The following is a 22,244-nucleotide window of genomic DNA, read 5'->3' as shown; positions in this document are numbered from 1 at the left end:
CGATCTTCTTTGCGCGTCTGGGCTCACCACCTCATGGGCGCAGCCATAAGCTGGGGTATACACCTATACACGTTTGGAGGAGTTTTCCCATGCATGGATATCCGATAGCATTTCCCCACTACTGGCCCAGGCTCGTGCGGGAGCCGGGATTGGGCGAACCGCGCGATCGGGGGCTGGCCGCCGATATCTTGCGAGCCATCCACCGGGAAGAGCGGGCCGCCAATTATTTCAGCAGGCTGATGGAGCTGGCCCCGAACGACAACATCCGGACTGTTCTGGACATCGTCCGCGACGAGCGGATCAAGCATGCCCAGCGGTTCTCGGAAATCTACAGGCAGTTGACCGGACGGGAGCCGCAGATGAGGCGGGAAGAGGTGCCCGCGCCGGAATCGTTTGCCCGGGGACTGGAATTTGCCATCCGGGACGAACTGGCCGCCGCCGATCTTTACCGGGACATCGCCGATCGAGCGGTGACGCTCACGATCAGAAGGGGGTTCACCCGAGCAGCGGAAGACGAACTGCGCCAATCCAACGTGCTGATGAACATGCTGGCACAGCTGGGAGTATCGTAGATGGCTGGCGGGTGCCAAGCGAAAACGGGCGGCCTGTCCATTCGGGCCGCCCGCCGCTTTTGAAAAAAGGACAGCGGGCGCCGGGGGGTTACACGAGTGTCAGCGCTCCGGCGCCGTCGTGATCGGTTTCAGGCGCAGGGCGGCAGGGTCCGCTCCCCGGCTGCGCACGGCCCGGAACGCTTCTTCCCAAAAGTAGTGTTGGCTGTTGAGCGGATGCGGGCCTTGCGCCGCAACGGGCCGGTATTGGCCGTCCGGCTGCAGCACACGAGCTTTGGCGTCGTCCCGCAGCATGATGTCCAGGATGTGCAGGATCCGCTCCTTCAGGTCTTCCTGGAGGACGGGGAAGAGAATCTCCACGCGGGCGATCATGTTGCGCGTCATCCAGTCCGCGCTGGAGAGGAAGACGTCTGCCTCCCCGCCGTTGTGGAAGCAGTAGATGCGGCTGTGCTCGAGAAACCGGCCGACGATGCTGATGACGCGGATGTTTTCGCTGACCCCTTCGATGCCGGGCCGCAGGCAGCAGATGCCGCGCACGATCAGATCGATCTTGACACCGGCGCAGGACGCCTTGTACAAGGCTTCGATAATCTCCTTGTCGGTCAGGGCGTTCATCTTGGCGATGATGCGGGCCGGTTTTCCCGCCTGACTGTGGGCGATTTCCCGCTCGATCAGGCCGAGGAACCTCTCCCGCAGACCAGCCGGGGCGGTCGTGATGACTTTCCACGCAGGCGGTTTGGAATAGCCGGACAGATGGTTGAAAAAGTGGCTGGCGTCCTCGCCAAACGCTTCGCGGGACGTGAACATGCCGAGATCGGTGTAGATCCGGGCCGTCGTATCGTTGTAATTGCCCGTGCTCAGATGGACGTACCGGCGGAGCTCGCCGTTTTCGGCGCGGACCACGAGCGTGATTTTGCTGTGCGTCTTCAGGCCGACGATCCCGTAGATGACGTGGCAGCCGGCCTTTTCCAGCCTTTTCGCCCAGACGATGTTGTTCTCCTCGTCGAAGCGGGCCTTCAGCTCCACGAGAACGGTCACCTGCTTGCCGTTGTCCGCCGCCCGCAGCAGGGCGTTGACGATCGGCGAGTCGCCGCTGACCCGGTACAGCGTCTGCTTGATCGCCAGCACATTGGGATCGTCCGCCGCCCGCTGCACGAATTCGACCACCGGATCAAACGATTCGTACGGGTGATGCAGGAGCACGTCCCGCTGCCTGATGGTTTCGAACAGGTCCGCGGAGCCGAGCAGATCGCGGGGCGGCTGGGGCGGATATGGCTCGAAGCGCAGGGCATCGTATCCGGGCAGGCCGTAAAACTTGAAGAAAAACGAAGGATCCAGCGGACCGTCGATCCGGTACACTTCCGAATCCTCCAGCTCCAGCCAGTCCTGCAGGGTCCTTTTCAAAAAGTCGCTCATCGACGCGTCGACGGCGAGTCGGACCGGTTCCCCCATTTTCCGCTTCTTCAGCTCCTCCTGAATCGCTTCCAGGAGGTCTTCCGTCTCGTCCTCGTCGATGGTCAGGTCGGCGTTGCGGGTGATGCGAAATGCACTGGTTTCCAGGATGCTGTACCCCTGAAACAGGGTGTCCATGTGCTCGCGGATGACGTCTTCCAGCAGGATGAAGTGCGCCTCTCCCGCCGGCGACGGCAGGGCGAGAAAGCGGGGCACGACGGCAGGCACCTGGACGACGGCAAACAGCGGCCCTTCTTCCGGCTCCTCCGCGTTTTCCAGCAGCACCGCCAGATTGAGACTCTTGTTCAGGAGCATGGGAAACGGATGGCTGGCATCGACGGCCATCGGCGTCAGCACGGGGTAGAGACGGTGATGGAAAAAGTCGTGGACGAAAGCCCGCTGTTCGTCTTGAAGCTGTGCCGTTTTCAAAAAGCGGATGCCCACCCGCTCCAGCTCCGGGAGAATCTCGTGCTTCAGCACGGCAAACAGCTTGTTCATGACGACCTGCGTGCGCTCCCAGATCGCCTCGAGCTGTTCCCTGGGCGTCATCCCCGACTTGTTGTCCGGTTTGGCAAACCCGGCCTTCACCTGATCCTTCAGTCCCGCTACGCGCACCATGAAAAACTCGTCAAAGTTGCTGCTCGCAATGGCGATAAATTTCAGACGTTCAAACAGCGGATTTTCCGGACGGGCGGCTTCCTCCAGCACCCGCTCGTTGAACGCCACCCAGCTCAGTTCGCGGTTGATATAGTACGCAGGTAGATGAAAATCGTTCATGGGTCAGTCCTCGGCAGTGTGGTTTTTGACAAACAGAATCCCGCATCGCGCAGCAGGTTTTTTCGGAAAGCGGCACGTCCCGGCCGGGCCGGCTTTGGCGAAGGCCTTTTCCATCGGAGGCCGGCTCAATCGGCGGGCCGTGTGACGGCGCGAAAGCCGACGGGCCGCTTCCACGCTTTGGACACCTTGGCCAGCACGTCTTCCAGGAGAGCGTATTCCATCAGATTCTCCCCCGAGCCGACACACTCCAGCACGATCCGCTCCCCGTCCTCCCGCAGCCGCACGTCCGTGATCGGCTGGGTCATGGAACGGTCCAGCGTCCGCGCCAGCAGGATGACATGCCCGAGTGTTTCGGCCAGGGCTTTGTCCGCCTTGCCGACAATGTCGGAATGCCGGGCCATCTGCTGCTGCAAGAGCTTGTTGTTTTTGTAGGAAGCGATCATCGCGATCCGCAGCCGCTCGCGGTGGGTAAACCCGAGCAGCAGTACATGCGACAGCAGGTAAAATGTGTGCTCCGCCGACTCGTACACATTGATCGCCCGTCCCACGTCATGCAGCAGGGCGGCCGCTTCCAGCCAGGTTTGTTCGGCCTCGCCGCAGCGGACGACGCCCAGCTCCCGCAACTGGTCAAACAGCGCGAGGGCCAGCGTTCGCACGTGGCGGGCGTGGCGCTTGTCCACCTGGTACCGGTTCATGAACTGTTCGACGCTGCGCCGGCGGACTTCGCGGATGTCGGCCGGCTGGGCGCCAAACACCGTTTCGTAGAGAACGCCGTCGCGCAGTCCCTTGTTGCTGACCACCAGTTCGCGTCCGTTGACGACGGCGAGCAGGGAGCGGAACACGGCGATGCCGGAGAGGATGACGTCCGCCCTGTCCTTGGAAAGGCCGGGCATCTGTCTGAGCTCCTCCCACGGAAGCGCACACGCTCGTTCCAGTACGCGGTCCACCTGTTCGGCCGACATGGCGTAGTGATGCACGCTGCCCAGCGAATAGCCGACGGATCGCTGGTGCATTTTCGCCAGGTTGCGCGCCGTGCCGCCGATGGCGATTACGGGGCAGCGCCTGTCCCTGATCCAGGTGCAGCCGGAAAACTGTCGCTCCACGTACGCCTGCAGCAGCTTCATTTCCTCGTCCGCGGGCGGGTCGCCGGGCAGAAACATGCGCGTCAGGGTGACGATCCCGAACGGAAAACTGACGCTCTCCCGCAGCCGCCGGCCGGAAAACCAGGTGACCTCGGTGCTGCCTCCGCCGATGTCGACGGTGATGCCCTCGTCGATATCCATCGTGTTCACCACGGCCAGATAGCCGTAGCGCGCCTCTTCTTCCCCGCTCAGGACGCGAATGGACAGGCCGGTCTCCGCCCGGATCGCGTCCAGCAGCTCCCGTCCGTTTGCGGCCTGCCGGACGGCGGCCGTCGCCACGCCGATTGCGGTCGCTGCGTTGTAAGCCCCAAGCAACTGCTGAAACTGCCGCATACAGGCCAGCGTCTTCTCGATCCCCTCCCGTTCCAGGCGGCTGTCCCGCAGGTGGCTGCTCAGGCGCAGCGTGCGCTTGACATTCTCCACCTCGTAGACGAGCCCCTGATCGTCCCGCCTGTACACGACGAGTCTCGCCGTGTTGGAGCCCAGATCGATGACGCCGATCGTGTCGTTCATATTGATCCCCACTTTATGGTGCTTCCTTGTTTTTACCATTATGCCACAGGTGCCGCCGTTCCATGGAAACGTCTTGGGGAAATGTCCGGCGGGTTCGTGATGGTATTTCGTGTGCCGCCGACCTGTTGAGGTATGCGACAATGAATCGGCGTGGAGCTTGTTCAGAAATTGTTGAGAACAAAAACCTATGATAGAAGGTGCGGCTTGTGTCGGATTCGGGGTTGAAAAAGCGAGGTGTGATACTCTGAAAGCCATATTGGTTGACGATGAACGTCTGGCTTTGCACTACCTGGAAAAACTGCTGCGGGAATGCGGAGGGCTGGAGATCGTCGGGCGATATCAAAATCCCCGCCGCGCTTTGGACGAACTGCCGCAGGTAAAGCCCGACGTCATCTTTCTCGATGTCGAGATGCCCGAGTTGAACGGCATCGAAACGGCGGAAGAGGTGCTCAGACTCTCGCCTGAAACGGATCTTGTCTTTGTGACGGCCTATGATGAGTACGCGGTCAAGGCGTTTGAACTCAACGCGCTGGACTACGTGCTGAAACCGGTTCAGCGCGACCGTCTGATCAAAACGGTGCAGCGGCTGATCGACAGGCGGCATGAGACGGCCGTCGTTCCGCTCGCCCGGCAAACCGGCATGATCCGCTGCTTTCAGTCCCTGCAGATCGAGGTTCCGCCGCGTGGACCGGAAACCATTCGCTGGCGGACGGCAAAAGCGCAGGAACTGTTTGCATACCTGGTTCATCGGCGGGGGCAGCCCGTTCGCAAAGACGCGCTGCTCGACTTGTTCTGGCCGGACACGGACCGGAAAAAGGGATTTGCCCGGCTTTACACAACCATCTACCAGATCAGAAAAACCTTGAAAGAGCTCGGCATCGGCATCCACATCGCCAACTGCGACGACGGCTATCTGCTGGACATGAACCACGTCAGGCTGGATGTGGACGAATGGGAGCGAGGCGTGAGGGAATTGTCCCCCGTGACGGGGGAGACGCTGTCCGAGCACTTGAACCTGCTGGAATTGTACCGCGGCGATTACCTGGACGACTACGACTACCTGTGGGCGGAAAGCGAGCGGCAGCGGCTGCGGACGCACTGGTTTTACCACGCGACCCATGTGGCCGGCTATCTGGAGTCCGTTGGCGAATACGCCCGGGCGCTGGCGGTCTATCACCGCATCCAGCGCTTTCACCCGCATGTGGAAGAGACGTACGTGACCCTGATGAAGCTGTATGACAGGCTGGGCGACCGCGATGCCGTGGAGAGGGAGTACATGAAGCTGACCAGGATGCTGAGCGAGGAGTATGGCGTCGCGCCCCAGCAGACCGTTCGGGAATGGTATCTGCGTTGGAAGAAAAAACAAAGCCGGTAGCGTCTGTTCCGGTCCCGGAACGGCACGGTATGACACGCGCGTCATGTCATACTGTTTTTTATGGAGAAATATGGTAGAGAAGGGGAACATACCCGATGCGGCAGCATGACAAAAGAAATGGGGAGTACCAGTGAGAACGACCATGATTGTCGACGACACGGCGTTTACCAGGCTGATGCTTCGCGGCATGCTCGAATCGCTCGGACTGGAGGTGGTGGTGGAGGCGGAGTCGGGAGAGGAGGCGGTCAAACAGTTTATGTTGTACCGTCCCGACCTGGTCACCCTGGATATTTCCACGCCCGGCATGGACGAATTGGCGGCAGTGAAAAAGATCAGGGAAATCGACGGAAAGGCCAAGATCATCGTCTGTTCGGCCGTGGTGCAGCGGGACGCCATCATGCGGGCGATTGCCGCAGGCGCGTCCGACTTTCTGGCCAAACCGCTTCAGAAAGACCGCGTGGAATGGTCCATCCAACACCTCAAGGCAGAAAATGGATGAAGGCAGGAGGAAAGAACCAGAAAAGCCGGCGGAAAAGCCGGCTAGTAGCGAACCGTTTCGGGGAACAGGTAGTAGTGATCGCCCGGCAACGAGTGGATGCGAAAGCCCCCGCGTGAAAAATCGCGGTTATGATACTTGGCAATATAGGTGATGTTCGTAGTATAATAGTCCCAATAATTGGTGATGTATGGAAAAAATCGCACCTCGTCCCGGCCGCGCTCGTCTGCCGAATAGTGAAGCGGGGCAATGCCGTACGCGTCCAGCGAAAAGACGCCGGCCGTCACTTCGTTCAGGCGGAAAAACTTGCGGAGCGCAAGGGGGGTGTACCGGGTGTAGTCGATGCTGCTGACCGACATCAGCTTGACGCCCAACTGCGTGCGATACCGCAGCGATGCGTCCATCTTTTCGCGAAACGACGGATGAAATGCGCTGGGGCTGTTGCCGGCGTTGATGTCCGTCGGCAGCAGGAAATCTTCCAGGAGGTAGATGTCGCGGCGGTCTAGCGCTGTCGCCGCACCGTTCGGATTGTAGAGGGGATGTACCGCGCTGCCCATCACGTCGTCGGGGTCCCACGCGTTGACGAAGGCGGACAAGCCCAGTTCGTGTACGTAGCGGACCGTCTCGTTCAGGCGGGCGCGGGAGACACCGTAGTCAAACCCCGCGTCATCGAGGAAGATCCCGTCTGCGCCCAGTGCCTTCCACTTTCGCACCTTGTCCTTCAACGCGGCCATGGAGTGATTGACGGTCGTCACCCCGAGATCGACGTAGCCGTAGACGCGGATGTGCGGCTTGATCCTGCGCGCGAAGCTGAGAACGTGTTGGGTCGAATGGTGATGGGGGTGGGTGGGTTCCTCCAGATTTTCGCCGAACACCAGCACGTCGTACTGGGCAAAAATCTCAGCCGCCCTGTTTTCATCCCATACGTGATTGACGGCTTTCGGGATGCCGTAGTAGATCAGCAGCCGGTAGCCGGGGGGCGCGTCGTCTGCGGCAGCGGTCGGGGACAGGCCGGTTGCGGCCGACGTGAACAGGCACGAGAAAACGAGCAGGAAAACGGCGAATGGACCGGTTTTCATGGTCAACCTCCTGGGGCGGTTTCTCCCTGGAAACAGGGGCGGCATGATTCGACTTCGGGTGTCGATTTCATTATAGCATAGTGCGAATGAACCAAAAGCGCTTGTCGAAACCGCTGATGCAGGGACTTATGTCTCAAAATGAATGGGAATTCCGAATAGAACGAACGTGATTGTCGATTGTCAATGGATGGAGGTGTCCGGCGTGAACGTTCTCGTAACGGGAGGATATGGCTTTATCGGGTCCTCGGTGGTTGAACGTTTTCACAAAGAGGGCCATCGGGTGTACATTATCGACAACCTGTCTACGGGCAGGCGGGAACGCGTGACCGTCCCCCACAAGGCGTATGTCTACAATGTGGAAGATCGGGCCTGCGAGGAAGTGTTCCGCAGCGTGGGATTTGACGTCGTGGTTCACCTGGCGGCGCAGACGAGTGTCATGACCTCTCTGGAACGCCCCTGCCAGGATGCGGAGGCGAACGTCCTCGGGCTGGTCAACATGCTGAACTGCGCGCGGCTGCACGGCGTCAAAAAATTTATCTTCGCCTCATCCGCGGCCGTCTACGGCGATACCGACCAGCTTCCCGCCCGCGAAGAGACAGCCTGCCATCCGCTGTCGCCGTACGGGATGAACAAGCGGCTGGGGGAGATGTACTGCGAAAAATGGCAGGAGCTGTACAAGCTCGATACCTTGTGCCTGCGCTTTTCCAATGTTTACGGTCCCCGTCAGAGCAGCTCGGGGGAAGGGGGCGTCATTTCCGTCTTTCTGAATCAGGCGCGGGAAGGCAAACCGCTGTATGTCTTCGGAGACGGAACGCAGACGCGCGATTTCGTCTACGTCGACGATGTGACCGATGCCATTTACCGCGGCGCCACGAGCGATGTGACGGGAATCTACAACGTGTCGATGGGCCGGGAAACCAGTGTGAACGAGCTGATCGAGACGATCCGAACGCTGGTCCCGGTGAAGGATGTCCAGTACCTCGACAGCAGGCCGGGCGAGATCGCCCGCTCCTGCCTGGACAACAGCCGGCTGAAGCGCGACCTGGACTGGGTGCCGCTCTATTCGCTGCAGGAGGGGATTGCCAAAACCTGGGAATGGATGCTGCGGCAGGAGGCTGCTGCGGCCCGGGAAGAGGCAGCCCCCGCGCGGGAGACGCCCGGATGGTGGCGGATCATCCGGCCGTTTGTGGAAAACGGGCTGGCCTTTGCCGCGGTTGCCCTGCTTTCCCGCGACCAGAGCGGCTTTTTGTACGAATACGGCTTTGATTTTCGGCTGGTGTACATTCTGCTGATCGGGCTCATGTACGGATCGCGCCAGTCGTTCCTCTCCGCTTCGGCGGTGATCAGCCTGTATGTCGCCGACAGCCTGGCCAACGGGCGCGACTGGGGCTCGCTGCTGTTTGACCCGGAAACGTTGTTTGTCGCCGCGGTCTACCTGTTTTTCGGCTTGTCGGTCGGGTTTGTGACGGACAAGTACAAAAAAGAGCTGGCGTTTGCCAAAAACGAGCTGGCGGTGGAAGCGCAGCGGTACAAGCTGCTGATGGACGTGTACAAGGACACGCGCAGCGTCAAGGAAGCCCTGCAGCGGCAGGTGCTGACCAACAGGGACAGCCTAGGCCGCATCCATGCGCTCGTGACCGAACTGGAGAGCCTGGAGCCGGAACAGGTGGTCGGCGCGGCGGTGAACGTGATGGAGGACCTGATGGAGTCCAGGAAAATCTCGATCTATGCCGTATCGGCAACCGGCTATTTGCGGCTGCTGCTTCAGTCCAACGACGCCGATCTGCGCGCCCCCCGTTCGCTGCACCTGAAAGACGTGCCGGAGCTGTCCGAGGTCGTCACGTCGCAGCGCTTGTGGGTGAACAAAAAACTGGTGCCGGGGCTGCCGATGCTGGCTGCGCCGGTGGTTCACCAGGGGGAGACGATCGCGCTGGTCTGCGTGCACGAGCAGGGGTTTGAACGGTTTACCCTGTACCACGAAAACCTGTTTCGGATTGCCGTTGACATGATTTCCCGCTCGCTCTCCCGCGCCTTTACCTACGTGGCCGCCACGCGCAGCGAACGCTTCGTGGAGGAGACGCCGATTTTGCAGGAGGGAGCCTTTTTGGAAGTGCTGCGCAGCAAACAGGCGGCCAAGGAACGGTACCAGGCCGCGTACACCTTGCTGCACGTGGAGGCGTCCGAAAACGGCCTCAAGGAAGCGGCCGAGCGTCTTTCCCGCCTGCTGCGCGACACGGACTACATCGGGCTGTGGCGGGGCCGGCTGGTGCTGCTACTGTCCAACTCCGGGCCGGAGGAGGCCAGGGCGGCGATGGAGCGGCTGCAAAAATACGGCGTGGCAACGCGCCTTGTGAGCGAGGATGCGGTCTATGCTTAGAGGCTCGATTGCGGTCTACTACGTGCTGACGGCGGTGTATCTGGTGCTCCTGTTCCGCCGCCGGGAACCGATGAGCGGCGGCAGGGCGGCGCTGGCCTGCCTGATTCCGTTTGCCGGGCTGCCGCTGGCGTTCATCGCCGGGAGAGCGGCGGCGAAAAGCGCGTCCGCCGATCCGGACCGGTTCGCCGACGTGGTGGGACTGAAGGCGGATCCGGCAGGCATCCTGGTCAAAGTGGACCTGGAGAAGGAGACGTCGATCGTCCCGATTGAAGAGGCGCTTGTGCTCAATGACCACGCCACCCGCCGCCGAATCGTGATGGACGCGCTGAAGGAGGAATCGCTGGACCTCGTGGGCTTTCTCGCCAAGGCTGCCCGCAACGAAGACAGCGAAACCGCCCACTACGCCGTCACCGCCATTCTGGAAATGAAGCGGGGGATGATGGCCGAACTGCAGCGGTGGTCGGTCGAACGGGAGCGCCACCCCGATGATCCGTCCATTCTGGCCGGGTACGCCGACGCGTTGAAGCGGTATCTCGGCAGCGGACTGATGGATGCCGAGATGGAGCGCACCTACCGCTTGCTGCAGGCGGACGTGCTGGAGCGCTTGATCCGGGAGAAGGACTGCGGGGAAGAGGCGTTCGCCGACAAGGTGGAGTGCGAACTCGTCCTGCGCCGCTACGACAGGGCGGAAGCGGCCAGCGAACGGTTTCTCCAGGCCTATCCGCAATCGGAGACGGCCTATTACACGGCGCTGAAACTGTATTACACGCTGCGGGCCGGGCGGAAGTTTCACGAGACGCTGAACAGGCTGAAACAATCGTCCGTCACCGTGTCGTATCCGACCCTGCAGATCATTCGGTACTGGAGCAGGGGTTCTCTATGATGATCAAGACAAAATCGCTCAGGCGCATGATCGTGCTGCTTGTCTTTGTCCTCCTGCTGACGCTGTTGATGCAGATGTCCCGTTCGGAGCTGGTGATGCGCTGGAACGGGGACAACGACGGGACCGGACCGCAGGCCGCCGCCCGCAACGCGCTGGCGCCTGCAGAGCTGGCCCGCATCCATCAGGAACGGCTGGTCGTTCTGGTTGACCCGGATGACGCGACGAGCCAAAAGGTGGCGTATCAGGCGGAACAAGTCCTGACCGGGATGAAAAAGCGGTTTGAACGGGTACCCGTGGGAAGTGTCATGCCCGATCCCGCCCCCGACGGCGTGATTGTGACCGTGTCCGATTTGACGCGGCTCGCGGGTACGGAATGGCTGGACGGCTACGTGGCGCGGGGCGGTCGCGTACTGCTGGCGATCGAGCCGGAGAACAACGAGGCGTTTTCCGCCATGTACCGCAGGCTGGACATCCTCGAGATCGGCACGTACGTGGAGACCAGCGACATCCGCCTGCATACCAACGTGCTGCTCGGGTTTGCCGGCGGCGTGTTTCGCGATCCCGGCCTGCACATTTCCGTGCTGCGCGTCAAGCTGGGACAGCACAGCCGCGTTCACGTCTCGGCGGGGGAACACGTGCCGCTGTTGTGGGAAGCGCCGTACGGAAAGGGAGCCTACATTGTGTTCAACGGCGCGCTGCTGCAGGAGAAGATCAACCGCGGGCTTTTCGCGGGCGCCATTGGCGTGCTGCTGCCCGACCTGATCTACCCGGTGCTCAACGCCAAACTGATGTACATCGATGACTTTCCCGCGCCGTTTCCCCAGGGAACCCATCCCCTCATCGACCGGGACTACCGGATGGATCTGCCGCATTTTTTCAAGAAAGTGTGGTGGCCGGACATGATCCGGCTGGCGCGCAAGCACGATCTGAAGTACACGGGGGCGCTGATCGTCACCTACGGCAACCGGGTCACCCCGCCGTTTGACTGGGAGAGCGACGCGGACGTCTCCAGCCTGGTGCTGTACGGGCGCGAACTGTTGAAGGAAGGGGGCGAAATCGGCGTCCACGGCTACAACCATCAGACGCTGTCCACCGTTCCGCGGGTGTCGCGGGCGTTCGGCTACAACATGTGGCCGAGCCAGCGGGAGATGACGGACTCGCTTCGCTCCTTGCGGCAGTACGTCGAGTCCGTCTTTCCGCACTACCCGCTGCGCACCTACGTGCCGCCGTCCAACGCCCTCGACGAGGCGGGCCGGCAGGTGCTGAAACAGGCGCTGCCCGACCTTGTCAACATCTCGTCCCTGTACATCGAGGACATCCGAAACCTCTCCTATGTGCAGGAATACAAACTGGCTCCCGACGGCGTGGTGGAAATGCCGCGCGTGACCTACGGGTACCGGATCGGGGAGTACGACCGCTGGATGATGGCCAACGCGGTCACCGCCTATGGCATCTTTTCCCACTTTGTTCACCCGGACGACGTGATTGACGAGGTGCGGGGCGGCAATGGAAGCTGGCGCGATCTGTACACGAGCCTGGAGGAGTACCTGGAACTGGTACAGGACCGCTACGGTTGGCTGCGCCCCATGACCGCCGCGGAGGCGAGCGGCGAGGCAAGGCGGTGGCTCGAGAGCCAGCCCGTCTTTGAGCGGCGTCCCGGCGGCTTAAACGGCTACATCAACGGCTTTGCCGGCCCGCAGTACTTTCTGCTGCGGACCGACCGGAACATCGTGCGCACGAAGCGGTGCGAGGTGCGGCGCATCGAGCAGGGCGCCTATCTGGTGCGCGCGGATCATGAAATCTTTTCGATCGATTGGACGGAGAAACCATGAAGATTTGCATTGTCGCGGAAGGTTCCTATCCGTATGTGACCGGCGGCGTGTCCAGTTGGATTCATGACGTGATCAGCTCCATGCCCCGGCACGAGTTCGTCATTTTCGCGATCGGAGCGGAGGAGCGAAACAGGGGGAGATTCACCTACCGGCTGCCCGCCAATGTGAGCGAGGTGCGGGAGGTGTTTCTCGACGCCTTTTTGCAGGAAGAGGGCCGCTGGGGCCGACGATATAAGCTGAGCGGCGAGGAGCGGGACGCCCTGCAGGGGCTGATTGTCGGCGAGCGGGACACCGATTGGGAGGCGCTGTTTCGGCTGCTGCGCAGCGGGCGATGGAACGCGTCCACGGAATTTTTGATGAGCCAGGATTACTTTGATCTGTTGAGCGATGTGGCCAGACAGCGGTACGAGCAGCTTCCGTTTCGGGAGCTGTTCTGGACCGTCCGTTCCATGCTGCTGCCGCTGATGCAGCTTCTCCGCCACCCGCTGCCCGAGGCGGACCTCTACCACGCGGTCTCGACCGGGTACGCCGGCGTCATCGCCAGTCTGGGCAAGCACCTCTACGGCAGGCCGATGCTTTTGACCGAGCACGGCATCTACTCCCGCGAGCGGGAGGAGGAGATCATCAAGGCGGACTGGGTCAAAGGCTACTTCAAAGACTTGTGGATTCGCTACTTTTACGGCCTGGCCCGCTGCGCCTACCAGTACGCCGACCAGGTGGTGACGCTGTTCAACCGCAACCGGGAGATCGAGATCGAGCTGGGATGTCCCGCGTCGAAAATCGCGATCATCCCCAACGGCATCAAGGCGGACGCGTACGCCGACCTGCCGCGGAAAACGGCGGACGATCCGGCCGTTCACATCGGCGCCATCGTGCGGGTGGTGCCGATCAAGGACATCAAGACGATGATCCAGAGCTTCGCCGCGGTCAAGCGGGAGGTGCCGGAAGCGACGTTTACCATCATGGGGCCGTACGACGAAGACCCGGACTACTACCGCGAATGCGTGGAGCTGGCGGAGACGCTGGACGTGCGGGACCTGACCTTCACGGGCAGCGTCGACGTCAAGGCCCGCATCGGCAAGCTGGACGTGGTCGTTCTCACCAGCATCAGCGAAGGGCAGCCGCTGGCCGTCCTGGAGGCGATGGCGGCGGCCAAGCCGGTCGTGGCGACCGACGTCGGAAGCTGCCGGGAACTGCTCTACGGCAGCGCGGCGGACGGGGGGGAAGGCCGTGCCGGGCTGGTCGTGCCGGTGCTGGACGACAAAGAGATCGCCCGCGCCATCATCACCCTGTGCAAAAGCGAATCGCTGCGCCGGGAAATGGGAGAAAACGGCCGGCGCCGCGTCCTGTCGGCGTATACCCACGATCAGTTCATTTCCCGTTACGAATCACTGTACGCCTCGCTCGGAAAGGGGGAGAAGACATGGCGGGAATCGGCTTTCAACTGAAACGGCTGTTTGACCGCGAAGGCTTGTTCGGCCGCGTGCAGGCCATCTCGTACGCCTCCCTGGTGACGGTGGGGCCGATCCTGAGCTGCATGGCGGCGGTCGCGGTCGTCCACTGGCTGCTCGTCGCCGAAATGGCGCCGTATCGGGCTCGCGAGCTGTTTCAGGCGGGAACGGCGTACGCCTTCGCCTTTTCGTTTATCGTCGCGGCTCCGTTCTCCATGCTGTTTACCCGGCTCGCGTCCGACCAGCTCTACGAACAGCGCTACGACGAACTGCTGCCGACGTTTTACGGAAGCCTGCAGGTGGCGCTGGGCTGCGCGTCTGTGCCCGCCGCGGCCTTTCTCCTGCTGGCACCGCTGGAACTGGCGGAGAAGCTGGCGCTGGTTGTGCTGTACATGGAGTTGACCGTCATCTGGATGGGCGTGGTGTATGTGTCGGCGATGAAGGCGTACCGGCGGATTGCCGGGGCGTTTTTCGCAGGCATGCTGCTCGCGATGGCCGCGGTCTGGCTTTACGTTCGTCTGGAAGGGGAGCGGTTGGCGGCGTGGGGGCTGTTTGCCGGATTGGCCGGCGGATTTTTTGTCACGGCGGCGGTGCTGCTGTGGGAGGTCGAGCGTTTTTTCCGCACGCCGCGGCCGGCGTCGCCGTACGGATTTGTTCGGGATCTGCGCCGGTATCCCTCCCTGTTGGCGATCGGCCTGTTCACCGCCGTCTCGATGTATGCGCATCAGTTTGCCCAGTGGGCGTTTCACGGCGAATGGCTGGAGGGGACGTTTCGCCTGACTCCGGAATACGATGTGGCCGTTTACTATGCCGTCCTCTCCGTGCTGCCGACGCTGGTCTGGTTCGTGGTGTCGGTGGAGACGGCGTTTTACCCGAAGTATCGCCAGTATTACGACGCGATTCTCGGACAGGGGACCATTCTCGAGATCGACCGCGCCCGCCGCGAGATGGAACAGGTGCTGATCGGGGAGATGGCCAAGCTGATGGGGATTCAGCTCGTCTTTTCGCTGGTGGCCGTCGCCTGCGGCATCCGATACCTGCCCTACATCGGTTTTACCGCTGAACAGGTGGATACGTTCAACATCCTGGTCATGGCCTTTTACGTGTACATCATGAACAGCGTCTCGCTATTGCTGCTGCTCTACTTTGACGATCGAAAGGGAGCGCTGGCGCTCTCGGCGATCTTTTTGGCGGCCAACGTGGCGGCCTCCTGGGCCCTGCGCGACGTCGAATACCAGGGGCTGTCCCTGTTTGCCGCCTCGTTTCCCGTCCTCGCCGCCACCCTGGGCAGGCTGATATACCGGCTGCGCCGGCTGCACTATGCGACGTTCAGCGCGCAGCCGCTGGTTTTGCGGGAGCATGCCCGGATGCGCGGCAGGGCAGGGTGACAGCGGAGGAGGAGAAATGGGATGAAACAGACAAGGAGAAGCGGGTGGCTGGCCCTCTTGCTGGCGTTGAGCGTCGCGGCGGCGGGCGGCTGTACGCCGGACGCAGAGGTCAGCCAGCCGCAGGAGCAGGGCGCCCGGTCGGCCGTGCCGCCTGCCGGGGAGTACGCACCCAAGCTGCAGGAAAACCGGCTGGTCTACGAAAAGGATCAGCCGGGAAGCGTCGTACATCTGTACATCACCGTGACGGAAGACAATCTCACCGCCGAGCGGCCGATGACCTGGGCGGAGCTGAACCGGATCGCCAACGAGGCCGACAGCACGGCCGGGCGGAAGCTGAACGTCATCGTGCAGGAAGGGACGGATCAGGGGCCGCAGAAAGGGATGTTCGGCTACGGAACGCACGAGCCCAACGCCTCCATCACCCTCCGCGGCAAGTCGTCGATCCGGGCGCCGCAGAAGTCGTACAAGATCAAGCTCTTTGACAATGCCGGCTACTGGCGGGACCAGCGGACCATCAACCTGAACAAGCACGCTTCCGATTTCACCCGGCTGCGCAACAAACTGAGCTTTGACTACTTCAAGCAGCTTCCGGACATCACCAGCCTGCGCACGCAGTTCGTCCACCTGCACGTCAGGGATCTCACCAGCGGCCGTGCGCAGGCCCCGTTTGAGGATTACGGCCTGTACACCCAGATCGAACAGCCCAACAAGTCGTTTCTCCGGACGCACGGGCTGGATCCCTACGGCCATCTGTACAAGGCGTCCAACTTTGAGTTTTTCCGCTATCCCGACAAGTTGAAAACGGCGGACGATCCCGCGTACGACAAGCAGGCCTTCGAGTCCGTCCTGGAAATCAACGGCTCCAGCGACCATGCCAAGCTGTTGCGCATGCTGGATGACGTGAACGACATGAGCCAGGATTTCGACGACGTCTTTGACCGCCATTTCGACCGCGACAACTTCCTGACCTGGATGGCGGCCAACATCCTGATGGACAACGTGGACACGTCCACGCAAAACTTTTTCCTCTATTCGCCGCTGAACGCGGAGAAGTGGTATTTCCTGCCGTGGGATTACGACGGGGCGTTCGGCTACTACGGCGGGCCGGGCGGCGACCCCCGGGAGCGTTCCTTGTGGCAGCGGGGGATTCAGAACTACTGGGGCAGCGTGGTGGCCAACCGGTTTTTTAAAAATCCGCAAAACGTCGAGCAGCTCGTGGCCAAAGTGCGCGAACTGCGCGCCATCATCAATCCGGAAAACACGCGCCGCATGATCGAGACGTACAAACCGGTCGTTTCCGCTTACGTCAGACGGGAACCGGACATCCGCTACCTGCCGGGACGGGTGGACTTGTACGAGCAGGAGCTGGAGCGGATCATCCATCTGCCCGTGGAGAACGAGCAGGCATTCATCGCCAGCCTGCAGGCGCCGATGCCGTATTTTCTGGGGGATGTGGAGCAGGCGAACGGAGCACTGACGTTTCGCTGGGGGATGTCGTACGACCTGCAGGGAGACGAGCTGACCTACCGCTTCCAACTGGCGAAAGAACCGTCGTTTGCCCGCCCGCTGGTGGATCGCGACGGTTTGAAGGGAACTTCGCTCGTGCTGAACGGCATCGGCAAGGGCCATTACTTCTGGAGAGTCACGGTGAAGGACGCGAAGGGGCACATCATGACGGCGTTTGACAACTTCTTCGATGAGAACGGCAGCGTCTATCACGGCGTCCGCGACTTTTACGTGAACTGACGGGAGGGGGAGCCTGCGCGTGCATGGAAACGGGAACATGCTGCGTCACGAACTGAAGTACTACATTCATCCGCACGAATACGTCGGGCTGCGCAGCCGGCTGCGGGCGCTCCTTCCCCTGGACCGCCATTCCGTGAGCGACGAGGGCTACCACATCCGCAGCCTGTATTTTGACGACGCCCGGGAGAGCGCGCTGTACGACAAGCTCAACGGCTACTTCCAGCGGAAGAAGTACCGCATCCGCATCTACAACGTCAGCGACCGGATCATCCGGCTGGAGCGGAAAAGCAAGTGGAACGAGTACGTGCTCAAGGAATCGGCCGCCTTGACCCGCGGCCAGGTGTACCGGCTGCTGGAGGGTGACATCGACTGGCTGGCGGACGAGGGGCAGCGTCTGTTGGCGGATTTTTACCGCGATCTCAAAGAGGGGGCGATGAAGCCGTCCGTGATCGTCGATTACATCCGGGAGGCGTATGTGGACGAGCCGACCAACACCCGGATCACCTTTGACAAACAACTGGCGGCCGGGCTTCATTCGTTTGACCTGTTTGACCCCAACCTGGCGACCTGGGAGGCGATCCAGGGGCCGCGGATGATCATGGAGGTAAAATTCCACCGCTTTTTGCCCGGGACGATTCGCTCGCTGGCGCAGGTGTCGGCTCACCAGCGCTCGACGATCTCCAAGTACGTCCTGTGCAAGGAGAGGCAAAAAGTGTACGGCCGCTGAGGCGGATGCGCGGCGGGGATGCACTGTATGGATGGGAAAGGAAGTGCGTTATGGACGAGCTGATCACTTTTCGGGACATCATCAAAAAAAGCGTGCTCAACCTCGAGGCGTTTGCAAACGTATCGTGGGTGGACATGTGCTGGGGGCTCATGGTCGCGTTCGCGGTCGGCATGTTCATCTACTACGTGTACCGCGCCTGCTACCGGGGAGTGGTCTACAGCCACAATTACAACGTCACGTTCGTGCTGATGACGATCATTACCGCGCTGATCATCATGACCATCAGCACCAACATCGTGCTCTCGCTCGGCATGGTCGGCGCGCTCAGCATCGTCCGGTTCCGGACGGCGGTCAAGGATCCGATGGACATCGTCTACATGTTTTGGGCCGTCTCGGCGGGCATCGCCGCGGGGGCGAAGATTTATCCGGTCGCCATCTTCGGTTCGCTGGTGGTGGGCGGGACGATCTGGTGGCTGTCGCGGCGCAAGGAGGCCACCTCCCCCTATCTCCTGATCCTGCACTACGAAGCGATCGCCGAAGAGGAGGTCAAGCGGCGGATCCGGAAAATGAACGCCGTGCTGAAATCAAAGACGGTGCGCAAGGAGCTGACCGAGCTGACGGTGGAACTGCGGATCCGCGACGACAACACCGCGTTTGTCAACGATTTCTCCGCGTTGGAAGGGGTCAAGGACGTGGTGCTGGTCAGCTACAACGGCGAGTACGCCCAGTGACGGCTCCTCCGCCCTTGTCCGGAACCGGCCGGGGGGAGGGAGGATGGGCGTATTGACAAACGCGGCCATCTGTTTTTATAATCTCTCATGCTTACCTCCTTCACCGTACCGGAGAAGGAGCGGACAGACGCATAGGAAACCACGGCCTTGAAGAGGAAGAGTAAGAGAGGGCGCTGACGTCCAGAGAGCCGGCCCGCAAGCTGAGAGGGCGGCCGTCATCTCTCTTTGAAGCCGCCTTGGAGCTCCTGCTTTTGAAACCGCGAGTAGAAAGCAGCGGATCAGCCCCCGTTATCGGGTGAAAGTCCGTACAGGACTTTCCGAGTCTGCTTTTCGCGAGGAGAGCAGAAAAGCTGAGTGGTACCGCGATTCCGTCGCCTCAGCAATCGAATCATCGGGACGATGCCCCGGGTTCGGTTGCGAGGCGATTTTTTGTTGGGGAACGCGGGTTGGCCACACGCATTTTTCACAGGAATGGAGTGAGGGAAATGGATCGTCAAAAGCAGCGTGAACTGCTGCGGCTGCTGGAACAGGACAGCCGCCTGACCCCGGAACAGATCGCCAGCCTGTTGGCGGAACCGGTGGAAACCGTGAGAGAGACGATTGCCCGGTTGGAAGCGGACAAAGTGATTGTCAAGTATCCCGCGCTTATCAACTGGGAGCTGGTGGAGGACCATCCGTACGTGACGGCCATGATCGACGTCAAGGTGACGCCGAAGCGGGACGTGGGCTTTGACGAGGTGGCGGAGCGGATCTGCCGTTTCCCGGAAGTGAAGGCCGTCTACCTGATGTCCGGCGCCAGCTACGATCTGTCCGTCGTGCTGGAAGGAAAAACGATGCGGGAAGTGGCGGCGTTTGTGTCGCAAAAGCTGGCCACGCTGGACTCCGTCGTCTCGACCGCGACCCACTTTATCCTGAAGCGGTACAAACACGACGGCATTCAGTTTGAAGATAGAGACGAAGACCACAGGATGGTGGTCACCCCATGAGTCAGCAAACCAGCCTCCGCAATCGCCTGTCCGCCACAGTCGCATCGCTCAAGCCGTCCGGCATCCGCCGTTTCTTCGACCTGGCCGCATCGATGGAAGGGGTCATCTCGCTCGGGGTAGGGGAACCTGATTTCGTCACCCCGTGGCGCGTGCGGGAAGCCTGCATCGCCTCGCTGGAAAGGGGCTACACGTCGTATACCTCCAACGCCGGTCTGCTGGAGCTGCGCAAGGAGATTCACAAGTACCTGGAGGAGCGCTTCGCCGTCTCGTACCATCCGGAAACCGAGATGCTGATCACGGTCGGCGCCAGTGAAGCGATTGACATCGCGCTGCGGGCCATCGTCGATCCCGGCGACGAGGTATTGGTCGTCGAGCCCTGTTACGTCTCCTACGAACCGATAATCCGTCTGGCCGGCGGGGTTCCGGTGTTTTTGCACACGCGCGCGGAGCAGTCGTTCAAGCTGACACCTGAGGAGCTGGAGGCGCACATCACGCCGCGCACCAAGGCGATCATCTTCTGCTACCCGAACAATCCGACCGGCAGCACGATGTCGGCGGAGGAGTGGAAACGGCTGCTGCCGATTATCGCGAAGCACGATCTGCTGGTCATCTCCGACGAGATTTACGCGGAGCTGAGCTACGGCCGCAGGCATGAGAGCATCGCCGCCCTGCCCGGGATGAAGGACCGGACGATCCTGATCTCCGGCTTTTCCAAAGCGTTCGCGATGACGGGCTGGCGTCTCGGCTACGTCTGCGCGCCGGCGGACCTGCTCGGCGGAATGCTGAAAATTCACCAGTACACCATGCTCTGCGCGCCGGTGATGGCGCAGATGGCCGCCCTGGAGGCTTTGCGTCACGGGCAGGCGGACATGGAGCGGATGGTGGAAAGCTACCGGCAGCGGCGCAATTTCGTCGTGCAGGGCTTCCAGGAGATCGGCCTGGCCTGCCACGAGCCGGAAGGGGCGTTTTACGCGTTTCCCTCGATCGCGTCCACCGGGCTGGACGCCAGCGAGTTTGCCGAGCGGCTGCTGATGGAGGAAAAGGTGGCCGTGGTGCCGGGCGACGTGTTTGGCGACAGCGGCAAGGGGCATATCCGCTGCTCCTACGCCACCTCTCTGGAGCAGCTGCAAAAGGCGCTGGAGCGGATGGGGCGCTTCGTGCAGAGGTTGTCGTAAACAAGGGAAAGGCCGGGGAATCCCCGGCCTTTGCCTCTTATTATTTGGATACAGTTGTCTCGTCAAACGAGAAATCCACTTCTCGCAGCGGCACCACTTTCGTCTTTTTCACGGCCTTGTAGCCGAGCCAGACGATCAGAAACAGCGGCAGGCCGATGTACGACACGAGAATGCCGTTCCAGTCGATCGTCTCCCCGGTGAAGGCGGTGTAGTTTTGGCCGAGGATGACGAAGCAGCAGACGACAAATGCGAAGATCGGGCCGAACGGGAACCACTTCGCCCGGTATGGCAGTTGGTTCAGGTCGCGGCCTTGGGCTGCGTACGCCTTGCGGAAGCGGTAGTGGCTGATCGCGATGCCCAGCCAGGCGATAAACCCGGACATCCCGGAGGCGTTGAGCAGCCACATGTAGACGGCGCCGTCGCCAAACAGGGAGGCGAGAAACGCGAGCATCCCGATGCTGGCGGTCAGCAGCAGCGCATTGACCGGAACGCCCCGCTTGTTTACCTTGCTGAACAGCTTGGGCGCCTTGCCTTCTTTGGCCAGCATCCACAGCATGCGGGTGGAGGCGTACATGCCGGAGTTGCCCGCCGACAGGACGGAGGTCAGGATGACGGCGTTCATCACCGACGCGGCGAAGGCGAGACCGGCCTTTTGAAACACCAGCGTAAACGGGCTGATCGCGATGTTCTCGATGTCGCCGTTGACCAGGTTGGGGTTGTCGTACGGGATCAAGAGCCCGATCACGATGATCGCCAGGATGTAGAACAGCAGGATGCGCCAAAACACCTGCTTGATCGCTTTCGGCACGTTTTTGGCGGGATTTTCGCTTTCTCCCGCGGCAATCCCGACCAGTTCCGTCCCCTGGAAGGAGAAGCCGGCGATCATGAAGACGCCGAGCATCGCCATGAAGCCGCCGTTGAACGGCGCTTCGCCGACGGTAAAGTTGCGGAAGCCGACCGCTTCGCCGCCCATGATGCCGAGGATCATCAACAGGCCGATGATGATGAAGAGGATGACGGTCGCCACCTTGATCAGGGAAAACCAGTATTCCGATTCTCCGTATCCTTTTACGGACAAATAATTAAGACCAAACATGAGAGCGAGGAACAGGGCGCTCCACAGGATGGACGGCGTGTCGGGGAACCAGTACTTCATGATCAAGGCCCCGGCCGACAGCTCGACGGCGATGGTGATGGCCCAGTTGTACCAGTAGTTCCACCCCAGCGCAAAACCGAGGGACGGATCGACGAACTTCGTCGCGTACGTGGAAAACGAACCGGAGACGGGAAGAAAAGCCGCCATCTCGCCCAAGCTGGTCATCAGGAAGTAGACCATCAGGCTGATGGCCGCGTAGGCGGCCAGCGCGCCGCCCGGACCGGCGGAGTGGATGGAGCCGCCGCTCGCCAAAAACAGCCCCGTGCCGATGGAGCCGCCGATGGCGATCATGGTCAGGTGTCGGGCCTTGAGGCCCCGCTGCAGTTGATTGGATTCCATGAGTGCATGCACGACCTTTCTGATGAGATAGTCGGAAGGAAGGTCGGACA

General features: G+C 61.3%; 17 protein-coding genes and 1 other annotated feature. Of the genes, 13 read left to right on the top strand and 4 right to left on the bottom strand.

The window, feature by feature from the left end; translation table 11 throughout:
• Nucleotides 1-89: 89 nt before the first annotated feature.
• Entirely contained in the window at nt 90-572 is a 483-nt protein-coding gene (locus tag FOI68_RS20280; RefSeq protein ID WP_143864117.1) for a ferritin-like domain-containing protein, read from the top strand.
• A 99-nt stretch (nt 573-671) separates the two neighbouring features.
• Here FOI68_RS20280 and FOI68_RS20275 read toward each other — a convergent pair whose 3' ends face one another.
• Both FOI68_RS20275 and FOI68_RS20270 read right to left on the bottom strand, forming a co-directional pair.
• Nucleotides 672-2,798, bottom strand: coding sequence for an RNA degradosome polyphosphate kinase (locus tag FOI68_RS20275; protein WP_143864116.1), 2,127 nt, complete (start codon nt 2,796-2,798; stop codon nt 672-674).
• A 125-nt stretch (nt 2,799-2,923) separates the two neighbouring features.
• Nucleotides 2,924-4,465 (bottom strand): Ppx/GppA phosphatase family protein, encoded by a 1,542-nt coding sequence (locus FOI68_RS20270; protein ID WP_185973988.1) that lies wholly within the window; start codon nt 4,463-4,465, stop codon nt 2,924-2,926.
• 244 nt (nt 4,466-4,709) lie between these two features.
• Here FOI68_RS20270 and FOI68_RS20265 point away from each other — a divergent pair, with 244 nt between their 5' ends.
• The gene (locus tag FOI68_RS20265; protein WP_255433743.1) at nt 4,710-5,828 is read left to right on the top strand and encodes a response regulator; all 1,119 of its coding nucleotides are present in this window, start codon (nt 4,710-4,712) and stop codon (nt 5,826-5,828) included.
• A 130-nt stretch (nt 5,829-5,958) separates the two neighbouring features.
• The gene (locus FOI68_RS20260) at nt 5,959-6,327 is read left to right on the top strand and encodes a response regulator (protein WP_029097925.1); all 369 of its coding nucleotides are present in this window, start codon (nt 5,959-5,961) and stop codon (nt 6,325-6,327) included.
• A gap of 41 nt (nt 6,328-6,368) precedes the next feature.
• On the opposite strand, the gene FOI68_RS20255 is transcribed toward FOI68_RS20260, so the two are convergent.
• Entirely contained in the window at nt 6,369-7,403 is a 1,035-nt protein-coding gene (locus tag FOI68_RS20255) for a hypothetical protein (RefSeq protein WP_051188085.1), read from the bottom strand.
• Between the two features lie 202 nt (nt 7,404-7,605).
• Here FOI68_RS20255 and FOI68_RS20250 point away from each other — a divergent pair, with 202 nt between their 5' ends.
• The 10 genes from FOI68_RS20250 (at nt 7,606) to FOI68_RS20205 (ending at nt 20,699) form a co-directional block, all read left to right on the top strand.
• Nucleotides 7,606-9,780, top strand: a complete 2,175-nt coding sequence (locus tag FOI68_RS20250) for an NAD-dependent epimerase/dehydratase family protein (RefSeq protein ID WP_143864113.1) — start codon at nt 7,606-7,608, stop codon at nt 9,778-9,780.
• A complete protein-coding gene (locus FOI68_RS20245) occupies nt 9,773-10,663 on the top strand; it encodes a hypothetical protein (RefSeq protein ID WP_029097923.1) in 891 nt (296 codons plus the stop codon). Before FOI68_RS20250 ends, FOI68_RS20245 begins: the two co-directional genes overlap by 8 nt.
• Nucleotides 10,660-12,495, top strand: coding sequence for a DUF2194 domain-containing protein (locus tag FOI68_RS20240; RefSeq protein ID WP_143864112.1), 1,836 nt, complete (start codon nt 10,660-10,662; stop codon nt 12,493-12,495). The genes FOI68_RS20245 and FOI68_RS20240 overlap by 4 nt, the downstream gene beginning before the upstream one ends.
• The gene (pelF, locus tag FOI68_RS20235) at nt 12,492-13,943 is read left to right on the top strand and encodes a GT4 family glycosyltransferase PelF (RefSeq protein ID WP_143864111.1); all 1,452 of its coding nucleotides are present in this window, start codon (nt 12,492-12,494) and stop codon (nt 13,941-13,943) included. The genes FOI68_RS20240 and pelF overlap by 4 nt, the downstream gene beginning before the upstream one ends.
• Entirely contained in the window at nt 13,919-15,334 is a 1,416-nt protein-coding gene (gene pelG / locus FOI68_RS20230) for an exopolysaccharide Pel transporter PelG (RefSeq protein ID WP_143864110.1), read from the top strand. The genes pelF and pelG overlap by 25 nt, the downstream gene beginning before the upstream one ends.
• A gap of 21 nt (nt 15,335-15,355) precedes the next feature.
• Nucleotides 15,356-17,080, top strand: a complete 1,725-nt coding sequence (locus tag FOI68_RS20225) for a CotH kinase family protein (protein WP_143864109.1) — start codon at nt 15,356-15,358, stop codon at nt 17,078-17,080.
• Nucleotides 17,081-17,099: 19 nt separating this feature from the next.
• Entirely contained in the window at nt 17,100-17,807 is a 708-nt protein-coding gene (locus tag FOI68_RS20220) for a polyphosphate polymerase domain-containing protein (protein ID WP_255433742.1), read from the top strand.
• A gap of 50 nt (nt 17,808-17,857) precedes the next feature.
• Nucleotides 17,858-18,538 (top strand): DUF4956 domain-containing protein, encoded by a 681-nt coding sequence (locus FOI68_RS20215; RefSeq protein ID WP_143864108.1) that lies wholly within the window; start codon nt 17,858-17,860, stop codon nt 18,536-18,538.
• Between the two features lie 138 nt (nt 18,539-18,676).
• Nucleotides 18,677-18,920 (top strand) — a binding site (T-box leader).
• A 103-nt stretch (nt 18,921-19,023) separates the two neighbouring features.
• Nucleotides 19,024-19,524, top strand: a complete 501-nt coding sequence (locus FOI68_RS20210; protein WP_029097917.1) for an Lrp/AsnC family transcriptional regulator — start codon at nt 19,024-19,026, stop codon at nt 19,522-19,524.
• Nucleotides 19,521-20,699 (top strand): aminotransferase, encoded by a 1,179-nt coding sequence (locus FOI68_RS20205; protein ID WP_143864107.1) that lies wholly within the window; start codon nt 19,521-19,523, stop codon nt 20,697-20,699. Before FOI68_RS20210 ends, FOI68_RS20205 begins: the two co-directional genes overlap by 4 nt.
• Nucleotides 20,700-20,739: 40 nt before the next feature.
• Here the strand turns inward: FOI68_RS20205 and FOI68_RS20200 are convergent, their stop codons facing one another.
• Nucleotides 20,740-22,194, bottom strand: a complete 1,455-nt coding sequence (locus FOI68_RS20200) for an amino acid permease (protein WP_143864106.1) — start codon at nt 22,192-22,194, stop codon at nt 20,740-20,742.
• Nucleotides 22,195-22,244 lie beyond the last annotated feature (50 nt).

It is taken from the genome of Brevibacillus sp. LEMMJ03 (genome assembly GCF_007197875.1).
In the GTDB taxonomy this organism is placed as follows: Bacteria; Bacillota; Bacilli; order Brevibacillales; family Brevibacillaceae; genus Brevibacillus; species Brevibacillus thermoruber.
This window is presented reverse-complemented; position numbering and strand designations above follow the sequence as displayed.

What these genes read in the sequence shown, in the direction of transcription:
- FOI68_RS20280 (WP_143864117.1), top strand. Translation starts at nt 90, where the DNA reads ATGCATGGATATCCGATAGCATTTCCCCACTACTGGCCCAGGCTCGTG.
- FOI68_RS20275 (WP_143864116.1), bottom strand. Translation starts at nt 2,798, where the DNA reads ATGAACGATTTTCATCTACCTGCGTACTATATCAACCGCGAACTGAGC.
- FOI68_RS20255 (WP_051188085.1), bottom strand. Translation starts at nt 7,403, where the DNA reads ATGAAAACCGGTCCATTCGCCGTTTTCCTGCTCGTTTTCTCGTGCCTG.
- FOI68_RS20245 (WP_029097923.1), top strand. Translation starts at nt 9,773, where the DNA reads ATGCTTAGAGGCTCGATTGCGGTCTACTACGTGCTGACGGCGGTGTAT.
- FOI68_RS20240 (WP_143864112.1), top strand. Translation starts at nt 10,660, where the DNA reads ATGATGATCAAGACAAAATCGCTCAGGCGCATGATCGTGCTGCTTGTC.
- pelF (WP_143864111.1), top strand. Translation starts at nt 12,492, where the DNA reads ATGAAGATTTGCATTGTCGCGGAAGGTTCCTATCCGTATGTGACCGGC.
- pelG (WP_143864110.1), top strand. Translation starts at nt 13,919, where the DNA reads ATGGCGGGAATCGGCTTTCAACTGAAACGGCTGTTTGACCGCGAAGGC.
- FOI68_RS20225 (WP_143864109.1), top strand. Translation starts at nt 15,356, where the DNA reads ATGAAACAGACAAGGAGAAGCGGGTGGCTGGCCCTCTTGCTGGCGTTG.
- FOI68_RS20215 (WP_143864108.1), top strand. Translation starts at nt 17,858, where the DNA reads ATGGACGAGCTGATCACTTTTCGGGACATCATCAAAAAAAGCGTGCTC.
- FOI68_RS20210 (WP_029097917.1), top strand. Translation starts at nt 19,024, where the DNA reads ATGGATCGTCAAAAGCAGCGTGAACTGCTGCGGCTGCTGGAACAGGAC.
- FOI68_RS20205 (WP_143864107.1), top strand. Translation starts at nt 19,521, where the DNA reads ATGAGTCAGCAAACCAGCCTCCGCAATCGCCTGTCCGCCACAGTCGCA.
- FOI68_RS20200 (WP_143864106.1), bottom strand. Translation starts at nt 22,194, where the DNA reads ATGGAATCCAATCAACTGCAGCGGGGCCTCAAGGCCCGACACCTGACC.